This window comes from Ornithinimicrobium panacihumi, from assembly GCF_052073805.1.
Taxonomy (GTDB): Bacteria; Actinomycetota; Actinomycetes; order Actinomycetales; family Dermatophilaceae; genus Ornithinicoccus; species Ornithinicoccus panacihumi.
Map to the genome: position 1 here is coordinate 53,000 of NZ_JBQGWG010000008.1, position 16,552 is coordinate 69,551.

Consider the following 16,552-nt stretch of genomic DNA (forward strand, 5'->3'; position numbering starts at 1 on the left):
CTCAACCCAGCAGCCGTCGGACCTGGCGCTGGTGGGCCTGATCGGCGATGCTGTCGTCGATCTCGCCCGGGGCCCACTCCCCCGTCGCCCGTCGGGCGGCGATCTCCAGCAGTCCGTCGGCCAGCCGAGGGTTGGCCGGCAGGATGGGCCCGTGCAGGTAGGACCCGAAGACATTGCCCGTCCTGGCACCCTCGGTGCCGTCGGAGCCGTTGTTGCCGTGACCGTGGCGGACCCGGCCGAAGGGGGCCTGACCCTCACCGAGGCGGGTCGCGCCGGAGTGGTTCTCGTAGCCCACGACCTGACCCAGGTCGGTGTCGAGGACCACCGGGCCGATCATCCGGGTGCGACCGCCCTGGGTGGTCACGTCGAAGATCCCCAGGCCCGGCAGCCGCTCGCCCTCGACGGTGACGAAGGCCTGGCCCATGAGCTGGTACATCCCGCAGATCATCAGCATGGGGACCCCGTCGGCGGCCAGCTCCCGGAGCCGGTCGGCCTGCGCAGCCAGGTCCTCCTGGACCCGCACCTGCCCGCTGTCCTGGCCACCTCCCCCGAGGACGAGATCGGCCCGCTCCGGCCAGGGCGCTCCCGGATGGTGGTCGTGGACTACGGGGCGGTAGCCGTGCCAGCGGAGCCGGGCCGCGATGCACCGGGTGTTGCCCAGGTCGCCGTAGATGCTCATCTCCCGCGGGTAGAGATGCACGACGTGCACCTCACCCTTGTCGGCCGGCACCTCGGCCATGGCGGTGACCTCCACGGGCAGCTGGCTCATGCGGTGGGGTCCTCTCCGAAGCGGGCCAGGTCGAAGCGGTCGGCGAGGCGGCGGCGCAGGTGCATCATCGCGGTGTAGGTGCAGAAGATCCGGGTGGGGCGCCCTGCGTGATCGGCCAGGAACCTGTCCAGGGCCGCATCCAGGTCCGTCTCCACGTCCCCGACCTCCACGCCGTCGTAGCGCAGCCGCAGGGCCATGTCCCACCCGCGCACCCCGCTGGTCAGGGCCACGCCCTGGTCGCGGAGGGACTCGAAGGAGACGTCGTAGAGCCAGGACACGTCCCTGCCGTCGGCGTAGGCGTCGTTGATCGCCACCATGGTCGCCACCGGCTCGGCACCGTAGGTGCCCAGGGCGACGGTGAAGCCGGCCGGGTTCTTGACCAGCACGAGCTCCAGCGGTGCCCCGGCGACATCGATGACCTCGCCCCGACCGAAGGGCGGGTTGACCGCGGCCAGCGCCGTGGCCGTCGTCCCCGGCGAGAAGTCTCCGCCCAGCAGCCTCCGGGCGGTGGTGGTCGCGGCGGTCGCGTTGATCATCGCCGCCAGGCCGCGCTGGCGGAGGGTCAGCGGTCCGACATCCTGACCGTCCCCGAAGCGGACCGTGAACCCACGGCCGTCCTCCTCCGGCAGGAGCAGGCCGTCCTGACCTCCCAGCTCAGGACGCTCCTGGCCCTCCGCGAGGCGCACGTCGGCCTCCTGCAGCTCGGGCAGCCGGTCGGCCACCGAGGGGTCCACGGCGAACCAGCGCACGTCCACTCCGTCCTGCAGCGAGCCCTGGATGCGGGAGATGAACGAGTCGTCGGCGTTGAGGACGACGCCCTCGGTGACCTGCTCGGCCAGCCGGGTCAGCAGACGGGCCGTGTGGTCGATCTCGGCGAACCGGTCGAGCTGGTCGCGCGCGACGTTGAGCAGCAGGGCGTGCGCGGGCCGGACCTGCTCGACGAAGTGCAGGGAGTGCGCCTCGTCCAGCTCGAGCACGGCGATGTCGGCCTCCACGCGCCCGGTGAGGCTGCACTCGGCCAGCATCGAGGAGATGACACCGCGGGTGAAGTTGGATCCCGTCGGGTTGGTGAAGACCTTGAGCCCGTGGGCCCGCAGCAGCGCCACCAGCATCTTGGTGGTGGTGGTCTTGCCGTTCGTGCCCGAGACCACCACCACGCCGCGGGGCAGGTCGCCCAGCGTGTGCGCGAGCACGGCGGGGTCGAGCTTCTCGGTGACCAGGCCGGGCAGGGCGGACCCGCCACCGCGGAGCCGGGACAGGGCGCGGGCGGCCTTGCCCGCGGCCACGGCCGCGGTCGTGCGCGGACGGGGGCGGTGCGGCACGGGGCTCACTCCCACTCGATGGTGCCCGGCGGCTTGCTGGTCACGTCCAGCACCACCCGGTTGACGTCGGGGACCTCGTTGGTGATCCGCGAGGAGATCCGGGCCAGCACGTCATAGGGCAGGCGTGTCCAGTCTGCGGTCATCGCGTCCTCGGACGAGACCGGCCGCAGCACGATCGGGTGCCCGTAGGTGCGTCCGTCGCCCTGGACACCGACCGAGCGCACGTCGGCCAGCAGCACGACCGGGCACTGCCAGATGTCGCGGTCGAGCCCGGCCGCGGTCAGCTCGGCCCGCGCGATGGCGTCGGCCCTGCGCAGGATCTCCAGGCGCTCACCGGTCACCTCGCCGACGATCCGGATCCCCAGGCCGGGGCCGGGGAAGGGCTGGCGCCACACGATCGACTCGGGCACGCCCAGCTCCAGGCCGACCTGGCGCACCTCGTCCTTGAAGAGGCTGCGCAGCGGCTCGATGAGCTGGAACTGCAGGTCGTCGGGCAGTCCACCGACGTTGTGGTGGCTCTTGATGTTGGCGGTGCCGGCGCCGCCGCCGGACTCGACGACGTCCGGGTAGAGCGTGCCCTGGACCAGCCACTTCACCGGGTGGTCGTCGGGATCGCCGCCGTGCTGACCGTCGTGAGCCTGCACGATGTCGCGCGCCGCCTGCTCGAAGACCCGGATGAACTCCCGGCCGATCGCCTTGCGCTTGGTCTCCGGGTCGCTGACCCCGGCCAGCGCCGACAGGAAACGCTCGCGGGCGTCCACGACCACCAGGTCGACCCCGGTGGCGGCCACGAAGTCCTGCTCGACCTGCTCGGCCTCGCCCTCGCGGAGCAGACCGTGGTCGACGAAGACGCAGGTCAGCTGCTTGCCGACCGCACGCTGCACCAGCGCCGCGGCCACCGAGGAGTCCACGCCGCCGGACAGGCCGCAGATCACGCGGTCCTCCCCCACCCGGGCCCGGATGTCCTCGACGAGCTGCTCGACGACGTTGCCGCTGGTCCATGTCGGCTCGATCCCCGCGCCGTCGCGCAGGAAGTTGACCAGCACGGCCTGGCCGTGCGCGGAGTGCAGCACCTCGGGGTGCCACTGGACGCCGAAGAGGCGCCGCTCGCGGTCCTCGAAGGCTGCGACCGGGGCGCCCGGGGTGCTCGCGGTCACCCGGCAGCCCTGGGGCGCGTGGTCGACGGCGTCGCCGTGGGACATCCACACGACCTGCTGGGCCGGCTGCCCGGCGAAGAGGACGCTGTCCTCGACCTGGACGGTCGCGGTGGTCTCGCCGTACTCCCGCTGGCCAGTCTGCGCCACGCCTCCCCCGAGCGCGCGCGACATCGCCTGGAAGCCGTAGCAGATGCCCAGGACGGGCACCCCGGCAGTGACGACGGCCTCCTCGAGAACCGGCGCGCCTGCCGCATACACCGAAGAAGGGCCACCGGAGAGGATGATCGCGGCGGGCTTCTTGGCCAGCATCTCGGCCGCGGGCATCGTGTGGGGCACGATCTCGCTGTAGACGTCCGCCTCGCGGACGCGACGGGCGATGAGCTGGGCGTACTGCGCGCCGAAGTCGACGACGAGGACGGCTCCGGCGGGGGTGTCTGGGGTGAGCAGCTCCTGGGTCACGCGGCAACCCTATCCGCGTCCGCCTCGCGGGCTGCGATCTGGGCCCTGGCCCCCTGGGAGACCTTGTGCTCGACCCAGAAGGACAGGAAGGGCACGCACCCGGCGAGCATGACCCCGACCATCTTGCCCATCCCCCAGCGCAGCTCGAAGCCGAGCATCGCGGTGGCCACGATGTAGACCATGTAGAACCAGCCGTGGGGCGCCGGCCACCAGGCCAGCACGTCATTGTCGAAGCCGTAGCGCAGCACCATGTGGGTGGCCAGGACGAGCAGGAAGATGCCCACCAGGAAGGCCATCACGCGGAAGAAGGTGAGCTTGGCGCGGGGGGTCATGCAGGTTCTCCTCGGTCAGGGCGGGGGGTATGCGGTGCTCCGGCGACGGCGATCCGCTCGGCCTCGGCCTGGGTCGCCTGCCGCAGGAAGCGGTAGTACATGTAGGCGGCGAAGAGCGCGAAGACGAACCACTGCAACGCGTAGCCCACGTTGCGGGGGTCGATCCCGCTCTCGCCGAAGACGGGTGGCGGGACGGGCTCCACCTGCCCGGAGGTGAGGGCGGGCTCCTCCCCCGTCATGAAGATGAAGCCGTTGTAGATCGGCTGGTCCCAGGCGTTGGCCAGGTCGGCGGTGTCGATCGCCGAGCGCTGTCCCTCGGGCAGGTCGCCGGGGGCGGCGTACTCGCTCGGGGCGTAGGTGCCGGTCAGGGCCACCCCGTCGGTGCCCGGCACGTCCGCGGCGGCGGGATCGGTGACGAAGCCCCGCACGACGGGGAGCAGACCGGTGCCGCCGTCCTGCTCGACCTGCAGCGGGGTCACCACCCAGTAGCCGGACCGCCCCTCCAGGAGCCGGTCGGGGACGAGGAACTGGTCCTGCGGGAGGTAGACGCCCTCGACCGACACCGGCAGGCCGGCACCCTCGCGGGGGAAGGCCTGGCGGGGCGCCGTCACGTCGGTGAGGGGCTGCTCGGGGCGCGCCGCCTGCTCCGCCGCGAGCTCTCGCGCCGCCTTGTTCGAGGAGACGCCGAGCTGCCACATACCGAGCTGGTAGAAGGAGACCAGGACCACGATGAGCAGCCCCAGGAGAGCCAGCCATCCTGGTTTCAGAGCGGTCCGCAGCACCCTGTCAGGGTAGGTGATCAGGCTGAGGGCTCCAGCAGGGTGGTCTGGTCGTCGAAGACGTAGATCCCGCCGCCGTAGCAGGCGACCCACACCGAGTTGGTGACCGGGTCGTAGTCGATGCCGATGGGGAAGGCGTCGACCTGGACCTTGTCGATGACCTCCATGTCGGAGGTGCGGATCTTGGACACCGAGGCCTCGTCGTAGTTGACGACGTAGAGCGCCGAGCCGTCGGGCGACATCGTCATCGACCGCGGCTCCTGGCCGGGGTTGACCTCGTCGACGATCTCCATCGTCTCGGGGTCGAGCTTGTAGATGACGTCGGCGCGCGCCACCACGAGGTAGAGAGTCTCGGCGTCGGGGCTCAGGTTGAGGTGCCGCGGGCCGGGCGGGGTCTCCAGGACGACCTCGCTGGTCATCTCCTCGAGGTCCAGGCGCCAGACCTGCTGGTTCCACATCGCGGTGACGATGGCGGTCTTGTTGTCCGGCATGACGACGATGCCGCGCGGGTTGCGCCCCACGTCCAGGGTGCCGGTCTCCTGCCCCGTGGCGGTGTCCACCACCGAGACGGTGTAGTCGCACCAGTTGCTCACCAGGAGCGTCTTCTGGTCGGGGCTGAGCTCGAGATACTTCGGCACGGCACCGACCTGGATGACCTGGTCCCAGGTCATCTCCTCGGCGTCGAAGCGGTAGACCATGGAGGGGTCGACGCCGCTGTCCTTGACGCAGTCGTCGAAGCCCTCACGGGGGAAGTTGGGGCCCGACATGGAGTACTGGGAGACGTAGGCGTAGCGACCGTCGGTGGTCCACGTCGCCTCGACCGGTGCGCCGACGGACAGCCCGGGGTGGCCCTCGATGCCGAACGCGCCCAGGTCGACGGAGTCGTCGATCCGGTCCAGCACCTCGCGGCTCTCCGCGTCGATGATGCTGGAGTTGTTGCTGTACATCATGTTGTTGGTGATGACCAGGCCGTGGCCGGAGGAGACCACCGACTTGGGCGTCCCCTCGACGAAGTAGTCGACCTGCTCCAGCGCCGTGGCGTCGCTGCGGTGCTCGGTCGGGGCAGGGTCCTTCTGCCAGACGGCCTTGCCGGCCCCGGCGTCGTCGTCCGACCCCGACGCGTCCTTCTGACCGTCGGCAGCCTCACCATCGTCCTCGGTGGCCGCGTCGGCCTCCGTGGCCTCCTCGGAGGCGTCCGCGGCGTCGCCGCCGGCCGCCGGGGCGGTGAGGTCGGCCACCGGCGAGCTGGGGGTCGTGCCGGCCTCGTCGGCCGCGCCGCGGTCGCGACCGAGCCACAGCCAGGCGAGCAGGGCCACCAGCAGCAGGACGAGCACGGCACCGATCGCGACGACCAGGCGGCGGCGCCGGTAGACGGGATCGTTCTGCACCACGATGCGGTGCCGGGGGCTCTCGGGCCCGCCGCCGGGATCAGTGCTCGCCATAGGGGGCCACCACAACTTCCACGCGCTGGAACTCCTTGAGGTCGGTGTAGCCGGTCGTGGCCATCGCCCGACGCAGCGCACCCATGAGGTTGGTCGTGCCGTCTGCACCCACGGCGGGGCCGGTGAGGACCTCCTGGAGCGTGCCCACCGTGCCCACGTCGACCCGCTCGCCCCTGGGGAGCTCGACGTGGTGGGCCTCCGACCCCCAGTGGAAGCCCTTGCCGGGCGCCTCCGCCGCCCGGGCCAGGGCGGCCCCGAGCATGACGGCGTCGGCTCCGCAGGCGATGGCCTTGACGACCTCGCCCGACACGCTCATGCCGCCGTCGGCGATGACGTGGACGTAGCGGCCGCCCGACTCGTCGAGGTAGTCCCGGCGGGCCGCCGCGACATCGGCGATCGCGCTCGCGGCCGGGGTGTGGATGCCGAGCGTGACGCGCGTGCGGTGGGTCGACCCCCCGCCGAAGCCGACGAGCACGCCGGCCGCGCCGGTGCGCATGAGGTGCAGGGCGGCCGTGTATGTGCCGGCCCCGCCGACGATGACCGGCACGTCGAGCTCGTAGATGAAGCGCTTGAGGTTGAGCGGCTCGGCCCGGCCGGAGACGTGCTCCGCCGAGACCGTGGTGCCACGGATGACGAAGAGGTCGACCCCTGCGTCGACGACGACCTTCCAGAACTGCTGGGTCCGCTGCGGCGACAGCGCGCCGGCGACCGTGACGCCCGCCTCGCGGATCTCGCGCAGCCGCTGGGTGATGAGCTCGGGGCGGATCGGTGCGGAGTAGAGCTCCCGCATCGCCGAGGTCGTCTCCTCCGGGGGCAGCTCGGCGATCCGGGACAGCGCCTGCGTGGGGTCCTCGTAGCGGGTCCAGAGACCCTCGAGGTCGAGGACGCCCAGTCCCCCGAGCTGACCCATCTGGATCGCCGTGGCCGGGGAGACGACCGAGTCCATCGGCGCGCCCAGCACCGGCAGCTCGAAGTGGTAGGCGTCGATCTGCCAGCCGATGGAGACGTCCTCCGGGTCACGCGTGCGCCGCGAGGGCACCACCGCGATGTCGTCGAAGGTGTAGGCACGCCGTCCGCGCTTGCCCCGGCCGATCTCGATCTCGCTCACCCGCACAGGCTACCCAGCGCCCGCGCCGATCCTCGTCTCCCACACCGGCCCGGGCGGCGGAGCACCGCCCCGGAGGGTGTGGGGAAGACCTCACCGGGTGTTCTCACCGGGTGTAGTTGGGTGCCTCGGCCGTCATCTCGATGTCGTGGGCGTGGCTCTCCTGCAGGCTGGCCTGGGTGATGCGCACGAAGCGCCCCTTCTCCGCCAGTTCGGGGACCGACCGGGCGCCGACGTAGAACATCGACTGCCGCAGCCCTCCCACCATCTGGTGGAGCACCGCGCCGACCGCTCCCCGGTAGGCCACCTTGCCCTCGACGCCCTCGGGGATGAGCTGGTCGTCGTTGGCCACGTCGGCCTGGAAGTAGCGGTCCTTGGAGAAGCTCTTCTTCCCGCGGGAGCTCATCGCGCCCAGCGAGCCCATGCCTCGGTAGGCCTTGTACTGCTTGCCATTGACGAAGATCAGCTCTCCCGGGCCCTCCTCGCAGCCGGCCAGCATGGAGCCCATCATCACCGTGCCCGCCCCGGCGACCAGCGCCTTGGCGATGTCCCCGGAGTGCCGCAGGCCGCCGTCGGCGATGACCGGGACGCCCGCGGCGCGAGTGGCCTCGGCGCACTCGTGCACGGCCGTGAGCTGGGGCGCGCCCACGCCGGTGACGATGCGGGTGGTGCAGATCGCGCCCGGGCCGACGCCGACCTTCACCGCGTCGGCGCCCGCCTCGACGAAGGCCATCGCCCCGGCCGCGGTGGCGACGTTGCCGCCGACGACCTGCACGTGCCGCGTGGCCGGGTCGGTCTTGAGCCGGCGGACCATGTCGATGAGCATCCGCACGTGGCCGTGCGCGGTGTCCGCGACCAGGACGTCGACGCCCGCGTCCACGAGCGTGGTCGCCCGCTCCCAGGCGTCACCGAAGTAGCCGATTGCCGCCCCGACCAGCAGCCGTCCCTGGGAGTCGTTGCTCGCGCGGGGGAACTGCTCGGACTTCACGAAGTCCTTGACCGTGATCAGACCCTGCAGACGCCCGTCGTCGTCGACGAGCGGCAGGCGCTCACGCTTGTGCGCCCGCAGGATGGCCGTGGCCTCCTCGCGGCTGACGTCGGCCGGAGCCGTCACCAGGGGCGTCGGGGTCATGATGTCGCGCACCAGCGTGGTGGCCCACTCGGCCACCGGGGTGAAGCGCAGGTCGCGGTTGGTGCAGATGCCCAGCAGGCGACCCGACCCGTCGACCACGGGCAGGCCGGAGACGCGGTACTCCCCGCACCTCGCGTCGAAGTCCTCCAGGGTGGCGTCCGGGCCGATCGTCACGGGATTGGCGATGCGGCCCGTCTGGGTCCGCTTGACGAGGTCGACCTGGTAGGCCTGGTCCTCGATCGACAGGTTCCGGTGCAGGATGCCGATGCCGCCCTGCCGGGCCATGGCGATCGCCATCCGCGCCTCGGTGACCGTGTCCATCGCCGCCGAGACCAGCGGCACCTTGAGGGTGATCTCGCGGGTCAACCGGCTGGAGGTGTCGATCTCGTCCGGGGTCAGGTCGGTCTCCCCGGGCAGGAGGAGCACGTCGTCGTAGGTCAGCCCCATACGGGCGAAGGCGGGGGGCAGCGCAGCAGTCTCGTCGGCCGGGGTCATGGTGCCTCAGTCTAGGACCGTCGACGACGCGGCCGTGGCCCTCCCCGGGAAGTCCAGGGCGACCGGCGACGTTGTCCTGGGCGGACGTTGTCCTGGAACCGGTTTCTGGGGCTACAGTGGTCTCGCCCCATGATGAGGAGAATCCCCTAGTGGCACAGATCGATGGCCCCGGCCCCGTGGCCGACCTGTGGGAGTGGCAGTTCGAAGGAGCCTGCCGCACCTCCAGCCCCGAGGTGTTCTTCCACCCCGAGGGCGAGCGAGGACCTGCCCGCCGTCGGCGGGATGCGCGCGCCAAGGAGGTGTGCGGCACCTGCCCCGTGCTGGCGCAGTGCCGCGAGCACGCCCTGGCCGCCCGTGAGCCCTACGGCGTCTGGGGCGGCATGACCGAGGACGAGCGGACCGCCTACCACGCCCTCGTTGACGCCGAGGCCAAGGACGGCGACGCCTCCTGACGGCTCGCCCTTCCCCCACGCACACACCGGCGGCCCCCGCCCGGATCTGATCCGGGGCGGGGGCCGCCGTCGTGCTACGGGCGGTGGGCGTCAGTGCGAGTGACCGTGCCCGTGGCCGTCCTCGTCCTCGTCCTCGGGCTTCTCGACCACCAGGGTGTCGGTGGTCAGCACCATCGAGGCGATCGAGGCGGCGTTGCGCAGCGCCGACCGGGTGACCTTGACCGGGTCGATGACGCCGGCGGCCATCAGGTCGCCGTACTCACCGGTCGCGGCGTTCAGGCCCTGACCGAGGGGCAGCTCGGACACCTTGGTGGTGGCCACGTAGCCCTGCAGGCCGGCATTCTCGGCGATCCAGCGCAGCGGCTCCTGGACCGACTTGCGGACCACGGCGGCGCCGACGGCCTCGTCACCGGACAGGTCCAGCTCGTCCACGGCCGTGGAGGCGTGGATCAGGGCCGAGCCGCCGCCGGCGACGATGCCCTCCTCGATCGCGGCGCGGGTCGCGGAGACGGCGTCCTCGATCCGGTGCTTCTTCTCCTTCAGCTCCACCTCGGTGTGGGCGCCGACCTTGATGACGCACACGCCACCGGCCAGCTTGGCGATCCGCTCCTGGAGCTTCTCGCGGTCCCAGTCGCTGTCGCTGGCGGCCGCCTCGGCCTGCAGCTGGGCGACGCGGTCGGTGACCGCCTGGGCGTCACCGCCGCCCTCGATGATGGTGGTGGAGTCCTTGGTGGTCACGACGCGACGCGCGGTGCCCAGGACCTCCAGGCCGACCTGGTCGAGCTTGAGGCCGACCTCCTCGGCGACGACCTGGCCGCCGGTGAGGATGGCCATGTCCTGCAGCATCGCCTTGCGGCGGTCGCCGAAGCCGGGGGCCTTGACGGCCACCGCGTTGAAGGTGCCGCGGATCTTGTTCACGACCAGGGTCGAGAGGGCCTCGCCGTCGACGTCCTCGGCCACGATGAACAGCGGCTTGCCCGCGCCGACGACCTTCTCCAGCAGCGGGAGCAGGTCCGCGACCGCAGAGATCTTGCCCTGGTGGAGCAGGATGAGCGCGTCCTCCAGGACACCCTCCATGCGCTCGGTGTCGGTGACGAAGTAGGGCGAGAGGTAGCCCTTGTCGAACTGCATACCCTCGGTGAAGTCCAGCTCCATCGCGGTGGTGGAGGACTCCTCGACGGTGATCACGCCGTCCTTGCCGACCTTGTCGAAGGCGTCGGCGATGAGCTCGCCGATCGCCTTGTCCTGGGCCGAGAGGCTGGCGACCTGGGCGATCTCGTCGCGACCCTCGAGCTCGCGGGCGTTGGCGAGCAGGCGGTCGTTGACGGCCGTGACGGCCGCGTCGATGCCGCGCTTGAGGCCCGACGGGCTGGCGCCGGCGGCCACGTTGCGCAGGCCCTCCTTGACCATGGCCTGGGCCAGGACGGTCGCGGTGGTGGTGCCGTCACCGGCGATGTCGTTGGTCTTGGTGGCGACCTCCTTGGCCAGCTGCGCGCCAAGGTTCTCGTAGGGGTCGTCCAGCTCGACCTCACGGGCGATGGTCACGCCGTCGTTGGTGATGGTCGGCGCGCCCCACTTCTTGTCGAGGACGACATTGCGGCCCTTGGGGCCGAGGGTGACCTTGACCGCGTTGGCCAGCGCGTCGACGCCGCGCTCCAGGGCCTTGCGGGCGTTGTCGTTGAACTCCAGCTGCTTCGCCATCGGCGCACAGCTCCTTTCAGGTATGTGGTGTGCTGAGCCGAGCGCGCCCCGCACCCCTAGCTAGGGGCCGGGGCGCACTTAGGTGCTGACGGCAGGTTCGTCAGCCGACGATCGCGAGCACGTCGCGCGCGCTCAGGATCAGGTACTCCTGGCCGCCGTACTTGACCTCGGTGCCGCCGTACTTGCTGTAGATGACGCGGTCGCCGGTCTTGACGTCCATGGGGACGCGGTTGCCGTTGTCGTCGATACGGCCCGGGCCGACCGCCAGGACCTCGCCCTCCTGGGGCTTCTCCTTGGCGGTGTCCGGGATGACGAGGCCGGAGGCCGTGGTCTGCTCGGCCTCGACGGACTTGACGACGATGCGGTCCTCGAGCGGCTTGATGGAAACCGACACGGTTACCTTCCCTTTCGTTCCGACGGCGGCATATGCCGCCGGCTTGGGTTGCTGGTGTGCGTACCCACTCCGTGCCGCCGGGCCCGTGGCGGTGGTCGCCGTCGCGGGGGTCGACCGCGCCGTGGTCCCGGGGCGCTGGCACTTGCGTGCCGAGAGTGCTAAAGGTGAATCTAGGTGGCGATTAGCACTCGGTCAAGCCGAGTGCCAGAGCGTGGCTAGAGCATGAACTCCAGCGGTCGCAGGAAGGACTCCATCGCCCGGTAGTGCAGCGGCCGTTGGCTCCACTCGGCCATGGTCATCTCGCGGCAGCGCTCCAGGTCGCGGCGGAAGATCGTCTCCATGTGCGCCGCCTGGTCGGGGTCGACCAGCTCCAGGTTGATCTCGTAGTTGCCGCGCAGCGAGAGCCGGTCGATGTTGGCCGTGCCGATGGTGGCCCACTCGCCGTCGACGGTGGCCGTCTTCGCGTGCACCATGACGTCCTGGTAGAGGTGCAGCTTGACGCCGCCCCGGAGCAGCTCGGCCCAGTAGTAGCGCGCCACCAGGTCGGCGATGACGTGGTTGGAGCGCTCGGGCATGATCACCCGCACGTCCACGCCCCGGGCCGCCGCCCCGAGCAACGAGTGCAGGATCTCCGGATCGGGGATGAAGTAACCCTGGGTGATCCAGACCCGGTGCATGGCGCGGTCGATGGCCTCCAGGTAGAGGGCACGGACCGGGTAGATGAGACGGCTCGGCTCGTTGCGCGCGGCGTGCACCGAGGCGTCCCAGTGGGGCGACCCGCTGTCGGGCAGCTCGGGCCGCCGCCGGCCCCGGTGGCGGTTCCAGAAGTCGACGAAGGCGTTCTCCAGCTCCCAGACACCTGGGCCCTGGAGCCGCAGGTGCGTGTCCCGCCACCGGTTGGCGTAGAGCGAACCGATGTTGTAGCCGCCCACGAAACCCACCCGGCCGTCCACCACCAGGATCTTGCGGTGGTCGCGACCGGTGCGGCGCACGTCGATGATCGGCAGCCGCGAGCGCAGGATCGGGAAGCGCAGGACGTGCACGGAGTCGGGGAACTCCTTGAACTCCCCCGGGACCACGAGGTTGGCGAAGCCGTCGTAGACGAGACAGACCAGCACCCCCCGGTCCGCCGCCCTGATGACGGCGTCCTTGAAGTCCTGGCCGACCTCGTCGCCCTTCCAGATGTAGGAGGCCAGGTAGACATAGTCCTGGGCGTCGTCGATCGCCGCCAGCATGTCGCGGTAGAGGTCACGGCCGAAGGTGTAGGTCTTCACCTCGTTGCCGCGCACCTTCGCCTCCAGCGGCTCGTCGGCAGGCGCCTCGTGCTCCTTGGCACGGCTCTTGCGGACCCGGTCGGCGGCCGTGATGCCCACGGCCACCGCGATCTGGGCCGCGAAGCCGCCTACCGCCGCCTTGAGCGCGAACCGACGCGCGTCGCGGGCCAGGGTGGCGAACTCGGGCGCCAGGATCCTCCGCATGGCTCCAATCTAGCTGGCGCACAATGGCACCGTGACCTCAGCGGACAGCTCTCCCTCCCCGCTCGCGCTGCTGTCCTCCGACGAGGGCCGGGCGCTGCTGGCGCGGCTGCCCGACTACGACGAGGATCAGCTCCTGCCGTTGACCGCACGCCTGCGCGAAGAAGGCGTCCCGCCCGAGCTGGTGAGCGCCGCACTGACGCAGTCCAGGCTGCGCTCCCGGGCGCGCACCCGGCTCGGCCCCGTCGTGGACAGGCTCCTGCTGACCGCCGACGGGGTGGAGCAGGCCACCCGCCCGCAGGTCGCCCGTCGGCACGCCCGACGCTTCCTGGACGCCGGGGTGGAGCGGGTCTGGGACCTGGGCTGCGGGCTGGGCCTGGACTCCCTCGCCCTCGCCGAGGCCGGCCTCGCCGTGACCGCGGTCGAGCGCGACCCGGAGGTGGCGGCGGCCGCCCGGGCCAACCTCGCCCCATACCCCCGGGCAGAGGTGCTGTGCGCGGAGGTGGACGAGGTGAGCCCGGGACCGCAGGACGGGGTCTGGTTCGACCCGGCCCGGCGCACGCCCGGCGTGGCGGACATCACCGGGCGGACCCGCCGTGTGTGGCGGCTCTCCGAGCTGTCCCCCACCTGGGAGCAGGTCCAGGAGGTCGCTGCGCGCGTGCGGGCGGCGGGGGCCAAGCTGTCGCCGGGCTTCGCCGCCCAGGACCTGCCGCCGGGTGCCGAGGCCGAGTGGGTGTCGGTCGAGGGCGACGTGGTCGAGTGCGCCGTGTGGTGGGGCGCCGCGGTCGATCACCCGGGCACCAGCGCCGTCGTGGGGCGTGGGCCCGACTGGCATCTCGTGCGCCCCGCAGCGAGCGCACCGGCGTCCCTCGGGTCCGGCGCCGAGCTCGGGCCCTTTCTCGGAGAGCCGGACAAGGCCGTCCTGGCCGCCGACCTGGCCGGCGCCGCGGCGGAGGCCGTCGACGGGCGCGAGCTCGCGGCGGGGGTGGGCTACGTCTCCGCGTCGGCTCCGGTGCAGCTGCCGTGGATGCGGTGGTATGCGGTGGAGCAGGTCCTCCCGCTCCACGCCAGGTCCGTGCGCGCCGCGCTGCGGGAGCGGGGTGCCGGCAGGGTGACGATCAAGAAGCGGGGTGTGGCCACCGACCCCGAGCGCTTCCGGGCCGAGCTGAGGCTGAAGAAGCGCCCCGGGCCGGAGGTCGTCCTGGTGCTGACCACCGTCGGGGCGACGCCCCAGGCGCTCGTGGTCTCCCCCCTCGGCCCGGACGCCTGAGGACAGGGCTCAGACCTGGATCAGCTCGATGTCCTGCGACGAGTCGGCCGGCAGGTCCAGGCGGGAGGGCTCACGGCCCCGCATCACCATCTCGGCCCCGAGCGCGGCGATCATCGCGCCATTGTCGGTGCACAGACCGGGGCGCGGGACACGCAGCCGGATGCCGGCGCGGGCGCACCGCTCCTCTGCCAGCAGCCGCAGCCGGCTGTTGGCCGCCACACCACCACCGATGAGCAGGTCCTCGACCCCGTGCTCCTGGCAGGCGGCGACCGCCTTGCGGGTGAGCACGTCGGCCACGGCCTCCTGGAAGCTGGCGGCGACGTCGGCCACGGGCACGGGCTCGCCGGCGTCCTGCCGGGCCTGGACCCACCTGGCGACGGAGGTCTTCAGCCCCGAGAAGGAGTAGTCGAAGCGGTGCCGCTCCAGGTCGCGCCCGGTCGTCAGCCCGCGGGGGAAGCGGATCGCCTTCGGGTCGCCGTCGGCCGCGACCCGGTCGATGTGCGGACCACCGGGATAGGGCAGCGCGAGGATCCTGGCGATCTTGTCGAAGGCCTCCCCCGCCGCGTCGTCGAGCGTGGCGCCGAGGGACTCGACGTCGGTGGTGATGTCGCGCACCAGGAGCAGGTTGGAGTGACCCCCGCTGACGAGGAGGGCGATCAACGGCTCGGGCAGCGGCCCGTGCTCGAGCACGTCGACGGCCACGTGCCCGGCGAGGTGGTTGACGCCGTAGAGCGGCTTGTCGAGGGCGACCGCCAGGGCCTTGGCTGCGGCGACGCCGACCACCAGCGCGCTGGCCAGCCCGGGTCCGGCGGTGACCGCGATGGCGTCGACGTCGGCGAGCCGGACCTGGGCCTCGTCGCAGGCCCGCTGGATGGTGGGCACCATCGCCTCCAGGTGCGCCCTGCTGGCCACCTCGGGCACGACCCCGCCGAAGCGCGCGTGCTCGTCGACGCTGCTGGCCACGGAGTTGGTCAGCAGCGTGCGGCCCCGGACGATGCCGACGCCGGTCTCGTCGCAGCTGGACTCCACGCCCAGGACGAGCGGCTCGTGATCAGTCATCGGCGTCATCCTCGTTCATCTCCCCGGACAGCTCGTCCGGCTCCAGGTCCTTGCGCATGATCAGGGCGTCGACCGACGGTCCGGTCGAGGTCCGGTAGTAGCCGGGGCGGGTCCGGACCGTCTCGTAGCCCTCGTCCCGGTAGAGCTTGAGCGCAGCGGCGTTGTCGGCCCGCACCTCGAGCATCATCGACGTCGCCCCCGCCTCGACGGCGCCGCGGTGCAGCGCGTGCATGAGCGTCGCTCCCAGGCCTCTCCCCCGGGCCGAGGGTGCCACCACCACCGTCATCACGTCGGCGACCTCGCCCGCCAGGTCGAGCCCGGCGTAGCCGAGCACGCTCGCTGCTGCGTCGGTCGAGCACTCGGCGACCAGGTAGCGGCGCCGCGGCCGCTGGGCCAGCTCCGCCCACAGCGACGCCTCGGACCACGCGTCGTCGGGGAAGACCTCCTGCTCGACCCGGGCCATGGTGGCCAGGTCGGTCCACCGTGCCTCGCGCAGGTGCACCTCGCCCATCAGACGAGTCCCCGCTCGGCGCCGGGCACCCGCGCGGGCTCGACGGCGTCGGGGCGCCTGAGGTAGAGCGGCTCCGGGTCCAGGAGCGCCTCCCCGGCGTCCGGGTGGTCCCCAATCGTCAGCCGGACCGCGAGGTCCGCGAGCTCGCCCGGGTCGACGTCCAGCGGACCGCCCTTGAGGGTATGCGGCAGCGCCTCGGGGTAGAGAACGCTCCCCCGTCCCACGGACGGGAGGGCGCGCACCTCCTCGGGGAGGTCTGCGGCCCGGGCGACGCCGGGGCCGTCCAGACGCCGCGCGCCGTCCGGCCCCACCTCGTAGGTGGCCCAGTAGACCTCCTTGCGACGGGCATCGGTGGCCACGAGCAGCGGGCCCTCGTGCCGGCCACGGCACGCGTGCGCCAGGGCGTCGAGCGAGCAGATGCCCGCAGGGGTCGGGAGACCGAGGCTGTGGGCGAGCACCTGGGCGGTCACCACGCCCACACGCAGGCCGGTGAAGGGTCCTGGCCCGACCCCGCAGACGACCCGGGTGAGCTCCCGCCGGTCCACACCGGCCTCCTGGAGCACCTGCACGATCGAGGGGGCGAGCAGCTCGCCGTGGCTGCGGGCGCTGAGGTGGACGGCGCGCGAGCGGACCTGCTGCCCGTCGTGGAGGGCAGCGCCGATGGCTGTGGTGGAGGTGTCGATCGCCAGGAGCACCCC

The 16,552-nt window shown here is 71.9% G+C and carries 16 protein-coding genes; 2 read left to right on the forward strand and 14 right to left on the reverse strand.

Annotated features, from left to right (window positions below; translation table 11 throughout):
* Nucleotide 1 precedes the first annotated feature (1 nt).
* From ACTMMA_RS09385 to guaB, 8 genes are all read right to left on the reverse strand, one after another.
* Complete coding sequence (locus ACTMMA_RS09385) at nucleotides 2-769, reverse strand: type 1 glutamine amidotransferase (protein WP_441189864.1); 768 nt, start codon at nucleotides 767-769, stop codon at nucleotides 2-4.
* A complete protein-coding gene (locus tag ACTMMA_RS09390; RefSeq protein WP_441189865.1) occupies nucleotides 766-2,100 on the reverse strand; it encodes a MurT ligase domain-containing protein in 1,335 nt (444 codons plus the stop codon). Before ACTMMA_RS09390 ends, ACTMMA_RS09385 begins: the two co-directional genes overlap by 4 nt.
* Nucleotides 2,097-3,707 carry a glutamine-hydrolyzing GMP synthase gene (guaA, locus tag ACTMMA_RS09395; protein WP_441189866.1) on the reverse strand — a complete coding sequence of 537 codons (1,611 nt, stop codon included), beginning with the start codon at nucleotides 3,705-3,707 and terminating at the stop codon, nucleotides 2,097-2,099. Before guaA ends, ACTMMA_RS09390 begins: the two co-directional genes overlap by 4 nt.
* A complete protein-coding gene (locus ACTMMA_RS09400; protein WP_441189867.1) occupies nucleotides 3,704-4,039 on the reverse strand; it encodes a DUF3817 domain-containing protein in 336 nt (111 codons plus the stop codon). The genes guaA and ACTMMA_RS09400 overlap by 4 nt, the downstream gene beginning before the upstream one ends.
* Entirely contained in the window at nucleotides 4,036-4,821 is a 786-nt protein-coding gene (locus ACTMMA_RS09405) for an SURF1 family protein (protein WP_441189868.1), read from the reverse strand. The genes ACTMMA_RS09400 and ACTMMA_RS09405 overlap by 4 nt, the downstream gene beginning before the upstream one ends.
* 17 nt (nucleotides 4,822-4,838) lie before the next feature.
* Entirely contained in the window at nucleotides 4,839-6,260 is a 1,422-nt protein-coding gene (locus ACTMMA_RS09410) for a YncE family protein (RefSeq protein ID WP_441189869.1), read from the reverse strand.
* Nucleotides 6,247-7,368: a GuaB3 family IMP dehydrogenase-related protein gene (locus ACTMMA_RS09415; RefSeq protein WP_441189870.1), complete on the reverse strand. Its 1,122-nt coding sequence runs from the start codon at nucleotides 7,366-7,368 to the stop codon at nucleotides 6,247-6,249. The genes ACTMMA_RS09410 and ACTMMA_RS09415 overlap by 14 nt, the downstream gene beginning before the upstream one ends.
* 103 nt (nucleotides 7,369-7,471) lie before the next feature.
* Nucleotides 7,472-8,992 carry an IMP dehydrogenase gene (gene guaB / locus ACTMMA_RS09420; protein ID WP_441189871.1) on the reverse strand — a complete coding sequence of 507 codons (1,521 nt, stop codon included), beginning with the start codon at nucleotides 8,990-8,992 and terminating at the stop codon, nucleotides 7,472-7,474.
* 149 nt (nucleotides 8,993-9,141) lie between these two features.
* Between guaB and ACTMMA_RS09425 the strand changes: the two genes are divergently transcribed.
* Complete coding sequence (locus tag ACTMMA_RS09425; RefSeq protein WP_441189872.1) at nucleotides 9,142-9,444, forward strand: WhiB family transcriptional regulator; 303 nt, start codon at nucleotides 9,142-9,144, stop codon at nucleotides 9,442-9,444.
* A gap of 90 nt (nucleotides 9,445-9,534) precedes the next feature.
* Here the strand turns inward: ACTMMA_RS09425 and groL are convergent, their stop codons facing one another.
* From groL to ACTMMA_RS09440, 3 genes are all read right to left on the reverse strand, one after another.
* Complete coding sequence (gene groL, locus ACTMMA_RS09430; RefSeq protein WP_441189873.1) at nucleotides 9,535-11,145, reverse strand: chaperonin GroEL; 1,611 nt, start codon at nucleotides 11,143-11,145, stop codon at nucleotides 9,535-9,537.
* A 100-nt stretch (nucleotides 11,146-11,245) separates the two neighbouring features.
* Nucleotides 11,246-11,539, reverse strand: a complete 294-nt coding sequence (gene groES, locus ACTMMA_RS09435) for a co-chaperone GroES (RefSeq protein ID WP_441189874.1) — start codon at nucleotides 11,537-11,539, stop codon at nucleotides 11,246-11,248.
* Nucleotides 11,540-11,754: 215 nt separating this feature from the next.
* Nucleotides 11,755-13,017, reverse strand: coding sequence for a phospholipase D-like domain-containing protein (locus ACTMMA_RS09440; RefSeq protein WP_441189875.1), 1,263 nt, complete (start codon nucleotides 13,015-13,017; stop codon nucleotides 11,755-11,757).
* Nucleotides 13,018-13,048: 31 nt separating this feature from the next.
* Here ACTMMA_RS09440 and ACTMMA_RS09445 point away from each other — a divergent pair, with 31 nt between their 5' ends.
* A complete protein-coding gene (locus tag ACTMMA_RS09445) occupies nucleotides 13,049-14,284 on the forward strand; it encodes a class I SAM-dependent methyltransferase (RefSeq protein ID WP_441189876.1) in 1,236 nt (411 codons plus the stop codon).
* 9 nt (nucleotides 14,285-14,293) lie between these two features.
* Here the strand turns inward: ACTMMA_RS09445 and tsaD are convergent, their stop codons facing one another.
* Genes tsaD through tsaB form a run of 3 tightly spaced genes read right to left on the reverse strand, consistent with a single transcriptional unit; the run spans nucleotide 14,294 to nucleotide 16,549 of the window.
* Entirely contained in the window at nucleotides 14,294-15,343 is a 1,050-nt protein-coding gene (gene tsaD, locus ACTMMA_RS09450) for a tRNA (adenosine(37)-N6)-threonylcarbamoyltransferase complex transferase subunit TsaD (RefSeq protein ID WP_441189877.1), read from the reverse strand.
* Nucleotides 15,336-15,854 carry a ribosomal protein S18-alanine N-acetyltransferase gene (gene rimI, locus ACTMMA_RS09455; RefSeq protein WP_441189878.1) on the reverse strand — a complete coding sequence of 173 codons (519 nt, stop codon included), beginning with the start codon at nucleotides 15,852-15,854 and terminating at the stop codon, nucleotides 15,336-15,338. Before rimI ends, tsaD begins: the two co-directional genes overlap by 8 nt.
* A complete protein-coding gene (tsaB, locus tag ACTMMA_RS09460; RefSeq protein WP_441189879.1) occupies nucleotides 15,854-16,549 on the reverse strand; it encodes a tRNA (adenosine(37)-N6)-threonylcarbamoyltransferase complex dimerization subunit type 1 TsaB in 696 nt (231 codons plus the stop codon). The genes rimI and tsaB overlap by 1 nt, the downstream gene beginning before the upstream one ends.
* Between the last annotated feature and the right edge of the window lie 3 nt (nucleotides 16,550-16,552).